Origin of the sequence: Stenotrophomonas sp. JAI102 (genome assembly GCF_013409105.1) — a bacterium.
In the GTDB taxonomy this organism is placed as follows: Bacteria; Pseudomonadota; Gammaproteobacteria; order Xanthomonadales; family Xanthomonadaceae; genus Stenotrophomonas; species Stenotrophomonas maltophilia_AA.
This window is the reverse complement of sequence record NZ_JACCCI010000001.1, coordinates 479,812-491,664: the sequence shown is the minus strand read 5'-3', so window position 1 is coordinate 491,664 and position 11,853 is coordinate 479,812. Positions and strand designations below refer to the sequence as shown.

The window sequence follows — 11,853 nt, the reverse complement described above, 5'->3', positions numbered from 1 at the left end:
CCGCGGAGCGGGGTTCACGGCGGGTCCCGGGACGGGCTACCCGGCACCCTCCCACCGCGGCAACCAACGCGCCAAGCCGTTGCCGTTGCCGTTGCCGTTGCCGTTGCCGTTGCGCCAAACAAAAACGGGCACCCTCGCGGGCGCCCGTTTCAGTGACTCCCGCCTTTCGGCAGGGATCAGGCCTTTTCGGCTTCCACAACCACCTTGACGGTGGTTTCGACGTCGGCGTGCAGGTGAACAGTCACCTCGTACTCGCCCACGTTGCGGAACGCGCCTTCGCCCAGGATCACTTCGCTCTTTTCCAGCGGCAGGCCGGCAGCGGTGAAGGCTTCGGCGATATCGCGCGGGCCGACCGAACCGTACAGCTTGCCTTCGGTCGAAGCGTTCGCAGCGATCGTGACGCTCTTGCCTTCCAGCTGCGCCTTGCGGGCTTCGGCGTCAGCGTGGATCGACTGCGCCTTGGCTTCGTAATCAGCGCGCTTGGCTTCGAACTCCGCCACGTTGGTCGCGGTGGCCGGAACGGCCTTGCCGGTCGGGACGAGGAAGTTGCGGCCGTAGCCCGGCTTCACGTCGACCAGATCGCCCAGACCGCCGAGGTTGGTGACCTTCTGAAGAAGAATCAGCTTCATGGTGTAGCTCCAAATATGTATTCGTTAGCGAGGCTCAGGCCCCGCAGCGGATGGCTGTCCGAATATCCGAACGGCAGACCTGGAAACCGCCCGACGCCATGCAGCGCGGGCGGCCAGATCCGCGAAAGCGGCGACCGCAAGGCCGCCTGCCTTCATCAGACGTCGTGGTTGTCGGTGTACGGAATCAGGGCCAGGAAACGGGCGCGCTTGACGGCCGTTGCCAGCTGGCGCTGGTACTTCGACTTGGTACCGGTCACGCGGCTCGGCACGATCTTGCCGTTCTCGGTGAGGTACTGGCGCAGGGTGTTGAGATCCTTGTAATCGATCTCCTTGACACCTTCGGCCGTGAACTTGCAGAACTTGCGACGACGGAAGAACTTGGACATGTCAGTGCTCCTTAAGCGGCCGAAGCGGCGTCTTCGCCGGCATCGGTGTCAGCGGCGGCGGGGGTGGTTTCACCTTCTTCGTCATCACGACGACGACGCTCGCCACGCTCGGGCTTGTCACCCTTCTCGTCCTTGCTCTTCATGATCAGCGACTGCTCGGTGTCAGCTTCGTCACGCTTGATGACGAGGTTGCGCAGCACGGCGTCGTTGAAGCGGAAGCTTTCCACCAGCTCGCTCAGCACGGCCTGGTCGCACTCGATGTTGAGCATGACGTAGTGGGCCTTCACCAGGTTCTGGATCGGGTAAGCCAGCTGACGACGGCCCCAATCTTCCAGACGGTGGATGGTGCCGTTGCCGTTCTCGACCAGCGCCTTGTAGCGCTCGATCATGGCCGGGACCTGTTCGCTCTGGTCCGGATGGACCAGGAACACGACTTCGTAATGACGACTCATGTGTTTTTACCTTTCGGATGTGGCCCTTTGAGGGCCGGACAGCCCCCCGCAGGTGAACGCGGTGGGGCAAGGGTCCTGCCCGGAATCAGGCAGGAAGCCGCGCATTGTGGCAGCAGAAGGGGTGACAGGCAAGCCGGGCGGGCGCAGCAGGCCCGGCGCGCGGGCGATCAGGCCTTGTCAGCCTCGGTCGTGAAGCTCTCGCCGCAGCCGCATTCGGCGGTCGCGTTCGGGTTCCTGAACGTGAAGGTCTCGCTCAGTCCATGCTTGCCGAAGTCGATTTCAGTGCCGTCGACCAGGTCCAGGCTGCTGGCATCCACATAGATGCGGACCCCGTCCTGCTCGAAGACGGTGTCGCCCTCGCGCTCATCGCGGGCCAGATCGGTGATGTGGCCCCAGCCGGAACAGCCGGTGCGGGTCACGCCGAAACGCAGGCCCAGCGCGCCGGGGGTCTGCTCGACGAACTTCTGCACACGGGCAAAGGCAACAGGGGTAAGGCTTACGGCCATGACAGGCAACTCCAGCGGATCGCGATCATTATAGAGGGTATGGCGCGGCCCGGCCTCGGCGGCCGCAGCTGCGGTTCACACGGCCGGCGGCCCCGAAGCCCACAAGAAATGCCTCGCAAGCCGAACACCGCACCCGTTAAACTCCCTGTTCAGAGATCGAGTCGATCAACAGAGGATTCAAGTCATGACGGTGGTCAGCGTTGAACATGCGCTTGCCGGGAAGATCCCGGAAGGCGGCGAGGCAACAGTACGCGGATGGGTCCGCACGGTGCGCGGCTCTGCGGCGCTTGCCTTCGTCAATGTCACCGATGGCTCCTGCTTCGCCCCCATCCAGGTGGTGGCCAATGACACCCTGGCCAATTTCGACGACATCAAGAGCCTGACCCCGGGCTGCTCGGTGATCGCCCGCGGCACCCTGGTGAAGTCCCAGGGCAAGGGCCAGTCCTTCGAGATCCAGGCCAGCGACATCGAGATCGTCGGCCTGGTCGAAGATCCGCTGACCTACCCGATCCAGCCCAAGCCGATGAGCCCGGAATTCCTGCGTGAAGTGGCGCACCTGCGCCCGCGCACGAACCTGTTCGGTGCGGTCACCCGCATCCGCAACTGCCTGGCACAGGCCGTGCACCGGTTCTTCCACCAGAACGGCTTCAACTGGATCAGCACCCCGATCGTGACCACGTCCGACGCCGAAGGTGCCGGCCAGATGTTCCGGGTCTCGACCCTGGACATGGCCAACCTGCCGCGCAACGACAAGGGCGAGGTGGATTTCAGCCGCGACTTCTTCGGCAAGGAAACCTTCCTGACCGTGTCCGGCCAGCTGAACGTCGAGGCGTACTGCCTGGCGCTGAGCAAGGTCTACACCTTCGGCCCGACCTTCCGTGCCGAGAACTCCAACACCACCCGCCACCTGGCGGAGTTCTGGATGATCGAGCCGGAAATCGCCTTCGCCGACCTGGCCGAAGACGCGCGCCTGGCCGAGCAGTTCCTGAAGTACCTGTTCCGCGCGGTGCTCGATGAGCGCGGCGATGACCTGGCCTTCCTGGCCGAGCGCGTGGACAAGAACGCGATCACCAAGCTGGAAGGCTTCATCAATGCCCCGTTCGAGCAGATCGACTACACCGAAGCGGTGAAGCTGCTGCAGAACTCGGGCAAGAAGTTCGACTTCCCGGTCGAATGGGGCCTGGACCTGCAGACCGAGCACGAGCGCTGGCTGACCGAAGAACACATCGGCCGCCCGGTGGTGGTGACCAACTACCCCGAGCACATCAAGGCCTTCTACATGCGCCTGAACGACGACGGCAAGACCGTCGCCGCGATGGACGTGCTGGCCCCGGGCATCGGCGAGATCATTGGCGGCAGCCAGCGCGAAGAGCGCCTGGACGTGCTCGATGCGCGCATGGCGCAGTTCGGCCTCGATCCGGAGCATTACGGCTGGTACCGCGATTTCCGCCGCTACGGTTCGGTGCCCCATGCCGGTTTCGGCCTGGGCTTCGAGCGCCTGGTGGTCTATGTCTGCGGGCTGAGCAACATCCGCGACGCGATCCCCTACCCGCGCGCACCGGGCAGCGCCGAATTCTGATCCCGACCACGGAGGCACCGAGCCCATGACCCTGTTCTTCGCGCTGTGTTTCGTCGGCGTGGCGATCGCCGGGTTCAGTGCCTTCGTGATCTTCTGGCCGCTGACCCTGGTCCACATCCGCGACCGCCACCCGGCGCTGGCGGATCGTTTCGGTACGGGCGCATTCCTGCGCCCGGACGCGCTGCGCTGGCTGCTCGGCCGCGACTATCGCCAGAGCAGCGACCGCTCGCTGACCGGCCTGGCCACGCCGGCCTGGCTCTCGCTGCTTACTCTTCTTGCCGGACTGGGCATGGCTGCCCTGCTCTGGCTGCTTTCGATGGTACTGACATGAACGACGACACTTCCCACCACGACGAGTGGTTCCTGGCCAGCCTCGGCAATACGCTGATCTGGGCCCGCCTGCGGGTCCGCCCGGCCGGCACCGCCGAGGTGCTGGACAGCGACGGCAACACGCTGAGCTACGACAGCGAAGACACCGCGCGCTCGCAGCTGTTCGACGCCGAGTTCGTCGCCTACGACGGCCTGGACGAAGAAGACGCCCTGGTGCGCGGCTTCTCGCTGCATGAAGTGCAGCCGCCGCAGGCCGACAGCGACGACGCGCTGCACGGCCGCATGGTCCAGAGCCTGGGCGCGCGGGCGTAACCGGCGATGTTCATCCCCTCCGCCTTCGTCGAGACCGACCTGATCTGGCTGGACCGGCTGCTGGCGCGTGATGCGTTCGTCACCCTGGTCACCACCGGGCCCGATGGTCTGCCGCAGGCCACCCGCCTGCCGGTGCTGTACAAGCGTGATGCCGACGGCATCCTGATCGAAGGCCACTGGGCCAGGCCCAACCCGCAGGCGGGACACGCCGGCCCGGCGCTAATGCTGGTGCATGGCCCGCACGCGTACATATCGCCAGGCTGGTATCCGGATAAAGCCGCGCAGGCGCGCGTGCCGACCTGGAACTACGCGGCTGCGGAACTGCGTGGCGTGCTGGAACCGACCACCGATCCGGACACGCTGATCGCCATGCTCGACGGCCTGAGCGCGCACTACGAAGCACAGGTGGGGGGTGATTGGGACCTGCTGCCGATCGAGCCCCGCCAGCAGCGCATGCTCGGCGGCATCGTCGGTTTCCGTTTCCGCCCGGCGCAGGTGCAGATCAAGCTCAAGCTCAGCCAGAACCACCCCGAGGCCAACCAGTCCAGCGTGATCGACGCGCTGTCGGCACTGGAGGCCCCGGCATCCCGCGAGCTGGCGCAGTGGATGCGCTGGCGCCGCGAGGGCGGCACGTCCGCCGACTGACCCTCCCCACTGCTGCGACGACGCGGCCATGATGGCCACGCCTTGCCCCCACCCGACGTCAGGGACCCCGCACGATGAAAGACATCCACAAGCTGCTGCAGAACAACCGCGAATGGGCGGACCGGATCGAGAAAGAAGATCCGGAGTTCTTCCACCAGCTGGCCAAGCAGCAGCACCCGGAATACCTGTGGATCGGCTGCTCCGATTCGCGCGTGCCGGCCAACCAGATCATCGGCATGGCACCGGGTGAGGTGTTCGTGCACCGCAACGTGGCCAACGTGGTCGTGCACACCGACCTGAACTGCCTGAGCGTGATCCAGTACGCCGTGGATCAGCTGAAGGTGAAGCACATCCTGATCGTGGGCCATTATGGCTGCGGCGGCGTGCACGCCAGCTTGAACAACACGCGCGTCGGCCTGGCCGACAACTGGCTGCGCCACGTCGGCGATGTGGCGCAGAAGCATGCGGCGATCATGGACGCGATCGAGGAGCCGGAGCTGAAGCATGCCCGCCTGTGCGAGTTGAACGTCATCGAGCAGGTGGTCAACGCCTGCCGTTCGACGATCGTGCAGGACGCATGGGCACGCGGCCAGAAGCTGATGGTGCACGGCTGGGTCTACAGCCTGAAGGACGGCCGGGTGCGCGAGATGGGCATCGACGTGGGCGCGCCGGAAGAGCTGCAGCCGGCCTACGAGAAGGCACTGTCCTACGTTCCGCGCCACGGTCGGCGCGACTGATCCTTCCTTTCTTCGGACAGCGACCATGCTTGCCTCCCCCATCAATCTGCTCGGCTGGATCGAGGAACACCGGCATCTGTTGAAGCCGCCGGTGGGCAACAAGATGATCGAGAACGGCGATTTCATCGTGATGGTGGTCGGCGGCCCGAACAGCCGGACGGACTTCCATTACGACGAGGGCCCGGAGTGGTTCTATCAGCTGGAAGGGGAGATGACGCTGAAGGTGCAGGAGGATGGCGCGGTACGCGACATTCCGATCCGCGCGGGCGAGATTTTCCTGTTGCCGGGTGGCGTGCCGCATTCGCCGCGCCGTCCGCCGGGCGGTGTGGGCCTGGTGGTGGAGCGCAAGCGGCTGGCGCATGAGCGCGATGGGTTGATGTGGTTCTGCGAGCGGTGCAATCACAAGTTGTACGAGGAGTTTTTCGCGCTGGAGAACATCGAGACGGATCTGCCGAAGGTGTTCGATCGCTATCACTCCTCGCTGGAGCTGCGCACGTGCAACGCCTGCGGGCATGTGGATCCGTTGCCTGCGAAGGTGACTGTTGAGGGGTGATGGCTCTCCAGCTTGAGAGCATGGAGGCCAGAAGGCTTGAGCGCTTGAGACCTTTAAAAGCAGAGCAGTAGGTGAATTGCCTGGAAGTGGGCCGGCGGGGGTGGGTTTCCGGGACCCGCCGCAAGTACATCCATGTAGGCTCGTAGTGCGGCATCCATGCCGCACACGGTCCCGGAAACCCACCCCCACCGACCCATCCACACTGCGTCGGTGTGCACGTAAGGAGCAGAGTCAACTACAGGCTCCTGCTGCTCGTGCTTCTGCTGCTCGTGCTTCTGCTGCTCGTGCTTCTACTGCTTCTGCTGCTTCTGCTGCTTCTGCTGCTTCTGCGCCCCAGTCACAGTGCAACCACAGAGGCAAATCAAACTGCGCTGGCCCCAACGCCGCCAACCTCGGCGCAGGCATTCATGATCGCGTCTGCGTCTGGGGTGTGGGTCCGCTCCGAAAGTTGAAGCGAACACCGGCCATATGGGTGAGCAAGCGACGCTGTTGTGTTCGATCACGGCCGGCAATATCAGGCTGCGGCGAGTGAATGCATCGTCCACCGCTGTTGGCTCGCCTACCCTCAGCCCTCCAGCTGCACCAAAGAACAGTCCAAGGCGCAGAGTCCCGCCTTTCCCATGCGCCCCAGCCAACTGTCAGCGGGCCGGTGTGGGTGGGTCTGCAGGACCGTGTGCGGCATGGATGCCGCACTACGAGCCTACATGGACGTACTTGCGGCGGGTCCAGCAGATCCACCCACACCGGCCCGCCCACCGTAGACGCGAGAAACACGCCGTTGCCGTTGCCGTTGCCGTTGCCGTTGCCATGGTCAGCTTTCCAGACCCGGCCAAACCAGCACCGCAAGCCAGATTCAGCCCACACCCCCACCACCCGGATAAACTGTCGGTTCACTGACACCGCCGGTTGCACCATGTCCGAGATCCTCAGCCGCACCCATGCCGTTGCCCTGGACGCCGCCGATCCGCTGCGCGCCCTGCGCAACGAATTCGTCTTCCCGCAGCACAACCACCGCGACCAGACCTACTTCGTCGGCAACTCGCTGGGCCTGCAGCCGCGCGGCGCCCGGGGTGCCGTCCAGGAAGTCATGGACAAATGGGCCGCGCTGGCCGTGGAAGGCCACTTCACCGGCGACACCCAGTGGCTGCACTACCACCGCCTGGTCAGCGAACAGCTCGCCCGCGTCGTCGGTGCCCTGCCCAGCGAAGTCGTGGCGATGAACACCCTCAGCGTCAACCTGCACCTGATGATGGTCAGCTTCTACCGGCCTACGTCCGAACGCCCCGCCATCCTCATGGAAGCCGGCGCCTTCCCGACCGATCGGCACGCGGTGGAATCGCAGATCCGCTTCCACGGCTTCCATCCGGAGACCGACCTGATCGAAGTGCAGCCCGATGAGCCCAACGGCACCATCTCGCTGCAGGCCATCGAACGCGCCATCACCGAACACGGCCCGCGCCTGGCGCTGGTGCTGTGGCCCGGCGTGCAGTACCGCAGCGGCCAGGTCTTCGATCTGGAGGCCATCACCCGCATGGCCCGCCTGCAGGGTGCACGGATCGGTTTCGATCTTGCGCACTCCGTCGGCAACGTGCCGCTCGCGCTGCACGACATCGCGCCGGATTTCGCCGTGTGGTGCCATTACAAATACCTCAACGCCGGCCCGGGCGCCGTCGCCGGCTGCTTCGTGCACGAACGCCATCATCGCGATGCCACGCTGCCGCGTTTCGCCGGCTGGTGGGGCCATGAGGAAGCCACCCGCTTCAAGATGGCGCCGCAGTTCGTGCCCGCCGTCGGTGCCGAAGGCTGGCAGCTCAGCAATCCGCCGGTGCTGGGGCTGGCACCGCTTCGCGCCGCGCTGGATGTCGTCGACAAAGCCGGCGGCATCGAGGCGCTGCGCACCAAGTCGCTGCGCCTGACCGGCATGCTCGATGCCCTCGTGCGTGCCCGCCTGTCCGGCGTGCTCGAGGTGCTGACCCCGTCCGAACCCGAGCGCCGTGGCTGCCAGCTCTCGCTGCGCGTGGCCGGTGGCCGCGAACGTGGCCGCAGTCTGTTCGAGTACCTGCAGACCGTGGGTGTGCTCGGTGACTGGCGCGAGCCCGACGTGATCCGCATCTCGCCGACACCGCTGTACAACCGCTACCTCGACCTGCACCACTTCGTCGAGGAAGTGGAAGCCTGGGCCGGTCTCTGACCGACCGCCCTCCCCGCCCCCACGGATATCGCCTTGATCGCTACTCCCTCCCGCTCGCTGAGCATCATCGGCGCAGGTCTGGCCGGTTCACTGCTGGCCATCCTGCTGTCCCGCCAGGGCTGGCAGATCACCTTGTATGAGCGCCGCGGCGACCCGCGCGTGAGCGATTACGAGTCCGGCCGTTCGATCAATCTGGCGCTGGCCGAGCGTGGCCGCCATGCGCTGCGCCAGGCCGGTGTCGAAGACGCGGTCATGGCCAAGGCGGTGATGATGCGCGGGCGCATGATCCACCCGCGCGAGGGCGAACCGCAGTTGCAGCGCTACGGGCGCGATGACAGCGAAGTGATCTGGTCGATCCACCGCAAGGACCTCAACACCACTCTGCTGCAGCTGGCCGAGGATGCAGGCGCGACCGTGCATTTCCACCGCCGTCTGCACACCGTGGATTTCGATGCCGGCTACGCGCGTTTCATCGATGACCGCGACGACCAGCCGCACGACATCCGCTTCGATACCCTGATCGGCGCCGACGGGGCCGGCTCGGCACTGCGCGCGGCGATGAACCGCAAGCAGCCGCTGGATGAGCGCATCGACTTCCTGGATCACTCCTACAAGGAGCTGGAGATCCCGCCGACCGATGACGGTAGTTTCCGGATCGAGGCCAATGCACTGCACATCTGGCCGCGCGGGCACTACATGTGCATCGCGCTGCCGAACGACGAAGGCACGTTCACGGTCACGCTGTTCCTGCCCAATGAAGGCGACCCGAGCTTTGCCACCACCAACAGCGGCGCCGAGGCCGAAGCGCTGTTCGCGCGCGACTTCCCCGATGCGCTGGCGCTGATCCCGAACCTGCGCCGCGATTGGGAGCAGCACCCGCCGGGCCTGCTCGGCACGCTGCACCTCAAGCATTGGCACATGAAGGGCCGCGCGGTCCTGATCGGCGACGCCGCGCACGCGATGGTGCCGTTCCACGGCCAAGGCATGAACTGCGCGTTCGAAGACTGCATCGCCCTGGCCGCGCACCTGCTGGAGCAGGACTCGCTGGGCGAGGCGTTTGCCGCATTCGAGGCCGACCGCAAGCCGAATGCCGAAGCGATCCAGCAGATGGCGCTGGAGAACTACCTGGAGATGCGCGACCGCGTGGCCGATCCGCAGTTCCTGCTGCAGCGCGAACTGGAACAGGCGCTGCAGGCGCGCTGGCCGACCCGCTTCGTGCCGCATTACACGATGGTCACCTTCCTGCGTACGCCGTATGCCGTTGCGCTGGCGCGCACCGAACTGCAGCGACGCATGCTCGAAGAGGCCACCGCCGGGCACGACAGTCTGGCGCATATCGACTGGGCCGCACTGGAGCGCCTGGTCCATGAACAACTGCCCGTCCTGGAGGGTGCGCACTGATGGCCGACAGCTTCCTGTTCTACGACCTGGAGACCTTCGGCCAGGACCCGCGCCGCACGCGCATCGCGCAGTTCGCCGGCATCCGCACCGATGTCGATCTGAACATCATCGATGAGCCGGTGAGCTTCTACGTCAAGCCGGCCGACGACCTGCTGCCCTCGCCGATCGCCACCCTGATCACCGGGATCACCCCGCAACACGCACTCCGCGCCGGCGTCACCGAGGCCGAGGCGTTCTCGCGCATCCACGATCTGATGGCGCGGCCGGGCACCTGCTCGCTGGGCTACAACACCCTGCGCTTCGACGATGAGTTCGTCCGCCACGGGCTGTTCCGCAACTTCTACGATCCGTACGAGCGCGAGTGGCGCAACGGCAACTCGCGCTGGGACCTGCTGGACATGATGCGGCTGCTGCACGCGCTGCGTCCGGACGGCATTGTCTGGCCGCAGCGTGAGGACGGCGCGACCTCGTTCAAGCTCGAGCATCTGGCCACGGCCAACAACGTCCGCCAGGGCGACGCACATGAAGCGTTGTCCGACGTGTACGCGACCATCGGTCTGGCGAAGCTGTTCAAGCAGGCCCAGCCACGCCTGTGGGACTACGCGCTGAAACTGCGTGACAAGCGCTTCGTCGGCAGCCTGCTGGATGTGGACGCGATGCAGCCGGTGCTGCACATCTCGATGCGCTACCCGGCCCAGCGCATGTGCGCCGCGCCGGTGCTGCCACTGGCGCGCCATCCCTTCATCAACAACCGCATCATCGCGCTCGACCTGGACGGCGATATCGAGCCGCTGCTCGAGCTGCCCCCGGAAACCATCGCTGCGCGCCTGTACACCCGTGCCGCCGACATGGCCGAAGGCGAGCAGCGCGTGCCCTTCAAGGAGGTGCACCTCAACAAGGTGCCTGCGCTGGTCGCCTGGAACCACCTGCGCCCGGCCGACCATGCCCGCCTGGGCATCGACCCGGCCGCGATCGAGGCCAAGGCCGAGCGTCTGCGCCAGATCGGCCCCGCGCTGGCCGAGAAGGTCCGCCAGGTGTACTCGGGCGAGCGCACGCTGGCCCCGAGCGATGTGGACGCCTCGCTGTACGACGGCTTCCTCGCCGACGGCGACAAATCCCTGATGTCGCGCATCCGCACCAGCCCGCCTGCGGAACTGGCCAGCTTCGCCGAGCGCCTGCGCGACCCGCGCATGCCCGAGCTGCTGTTCCGCTACCGCGCCCGCAACCACCTCGACACCCTGGACACCACCGAGCGCTCACGCTGGAACGACTATCGTCGCCAGCGCCTGCTCGGCGATGCATCGCTGGGCGAACAGACCCTGCCGCAGTTCACCGCGCAGCTGGATGCACTGGCCGCGGAGCACGCCGACGATGCCGGCAAGCTCGCCCTGCTCCAGCAACTGCGTGACTGGGGCACCCACCTGCAGAGCAGCCTATGAGCACGTATTTCAGCCCGGCCACCTTCACCTTCCTGCGTGGCCTGGCCCGCAACAACGACAAGACCTGGTTCAACGAGCACAAGCCGAAGTACGAAGAGCACGTCCGCCAGCCGTTCCTGCGCCTGATCACCGATCTGCAGCCGGACCTGGCCGCGGTCAGCGAGCACTTCCGTGCCGATCCGCGCACCGTGGGCGGCTCGCTGTTCCGCATCTACCGCGATGCGCGCTTCTCCAACGACAAGTCGCCCTACAAGAGCTGGCAGGGCGCACGCCTGTTCCATGAGCGGCGCAAGCAGGTGCCGGCGCCGTCGTTCTACATCCACCTGCAGCCGGGCGAGAGCTTCGTCGGCGCGGGGCTGTGGCATCCCGAGCCGGCCACGCAGCGCAAGGTGCGGCATTTCATCGTCGACAACCCGGGCAGTTGGAAGGCCGCCGCGCATTCGCCGGTGCTGCGGAAGAAGTTCGATTTCGAGGAAAGCGAAAAACTGGTGCGCGCCCCGCGCGGGTTCGAACCGGATTTCGAGTTCATCGACGATCTCAAGCACCGCAACTGGGTGTTCTGGCGCTCGCTGGACGACGCCACGATGACCGGGCCGCGCCTGCGCCAGACCATCGCAGCCGATCTGGTCACGCTGGCCCCGTTCGTGGATTACCTGTGCGCGGCGCTGGACCTGGAATTCTGAGCTTCACGTG

At 65.9% G+C, this 11,853-nt stretch carries 14 protein-coding genes; 10 read left to right on the top strand and 4 right to left on the bottom strand.

What is annotated here, in order from left to right:
- Positions 1-176: 176 nt before the first annotated feature.
- From rplI to HDC96_RS02285, 4 genes are all read right to left on the bottom strand, one after another.
- Entirely contained in the window at positions 177-629 is a 453-nt protein-coding gene (rplI, locus tag HDC96_RS02300; RefSeq protein WP_019184347.1) for a 50S ribosomal protein L9, read from the bottom strand.
- 155 nt (positions 630-784) lie between these two features.
- Positions 785-1,015 carry a 30S ribosomal protein S18 gene (gene rpsR, locus HDC96_RS02295; RefSeq protein WP_002804494.1) on the bottom strand — a complete coding sequence of 77 codons (231 nt, stop codon included), beginning with the start codon at positions 1,013-1,015 and terminating at the stop codon, positions 785-787.
- Between the two features lie 11 nt (positions 1,016-1,026).
- Entirely contained in the window at positions 1,027-1,467 is a 441-nt protein-coding gene (gene rpsF, locus HDC96_RS02290) for a 30S ribosomal protein S6 (protein ID WP_019184348.1), read from the bottom strand.
- Between the two features lie 167 nt (positions 1,468-1,634).
- Positions 1,635-1,973, bottom strand: a complete 339-nt coding sequence (locus tag HDC96_RS02285; RefSeq protein WP_179458570.1) for an iron-sulfur cluster assembly accessory protein — start codon at positions 1,971-1,973, stop codon at positions 1,635-1,637.
- 184 nt (positions 1,974-2,157) lie between these two features.
- Between HDC96_RS02285 and asnS the strand changes: the two genes are divergently transcribed.
- From asnS to HDC96_RS02235, 10 genes are all read left to right on the top strand, one after another.
- Positions 2,158-3,552: an asparagine--tRNA ligase gene (asnS, locus tag HDC96_RS02280; RefSeq protein ID WP_179458569.1), complete on the top strand. Its 1,395-nt coding sequence runs from the start codon at positions 2,158-2,160 to the stop codon at positions 3,550-3,552.
- A 25-nt stretch (positions 3,553-3,577) separates the two neighbouring features.
- Positions 3,578-3,883, top strand: a complete 306-nt coding sequence (locus tag HDC96_RS02275) for a hypothetical protein (RefSeq protein ID WP_176990894.1) — start codon at positions 3,578-3,580, stop codon at positions 3,881-3,883.
- Entirely contained in the window at positions 3,880-4,194 is a 315-nt protein-coding gene (locus HDC96_RS02270) for a hypothetical protein (protein WP_121037851.1), read from the top strand. Before HDC96_RS02275 ends, HDC96_RS02270 begins: the two co-directional genes overlap by 4 nt.
- Before the next feature lie 6 nt (positions 4,195-4,200).
- Entirely contained in the window at positions 4,201-4,839 is a 639-nt protein-coding gene (locus HDC96_RS02265) for an FMN-binding negative transcriptional regulator (RefSeq protein ID WP_179458568.1), read from the top strand.
- Positions 4,840-4,913: 74 nt separating this feature from the next.
- Positions 4,914-5,576: a carbonate dehydratase gene (can, locus tag HDC96_RS02260; protein ID WP_179458567.1), complete on the top strand. Its 663-nt coding sequence runs from the start codon at positions 4,914-4,916 to the stop codon at positions 5,574-5,576.
- A 25-nt stretch (positions 5,577-5,601) separates the two neighbouring features.
- Positions 5,602-6,129, top strand: coding sequence for a 3-hydroxyanthranilate 3,4-dioxygenase (locus tag HDC96_RS02255; protein WP_179458566.1), 528 nt, complete (start codon positions 5,602-5,604; stop codon positions 6,127-6,129).
- Between the two features lie 913 nt (positions 6,130-7,042).
- Positions 7,043-8,320: a kynureninase gene (kynU, locus tag HDC96_RS02250; RefSeq protein WP_179458565.1), complete on the top strand. Its 1,278-nt coding sequence runs from the start codon at positions 7,043-7,045 to the stop codon at positions 8,318-8,320.
- 33 nt (positions 8,321-8,353) lie between these two features.
- Positions 8,354-9,721: an NAD(P)/FAD-dependent oxidoreductase gene (locus HDC96_RS02245; protein WP_179458564.1), complete on the top strand. Its 1,368-nt coding sequence runs from the start codon at positions 8,354-8,356 to the stop codon at positions 9,719-9,721.
- The gene (gene sbcB, locus HDC96_RS02240) at positions 9,721-11,160 is read left to right on the top strand and encodes an exodeoxyribonuclease I (RefSeq protein WP_179458563.1); all 1,440 of its coding nucleotides are present in this window, start codon (positions 9,721-9,723) and stop codon (positions 11,158-11,160) included. Before HDC96_RS02245 ends, sbcB begins: the two co-directional genes overlap by 1 nt.
- Positions 11,157-11,843 (top strand): DUF2461 domain-containing protein, encoded by a 687-nt coding sequence (locus HDC96_RS02235; protein WP_019184359.1) that lies wholly within the window; start codon positions 11,157-11,159, stop codon positions 11,841-11,843. Before sbcB ends, HDC96_RS02235 begins: the two co-directional genes overlap by 4 nt.
- The last annotated feature ends 10 nt before the right edge of the window (positions 11,844-11,853 follow it).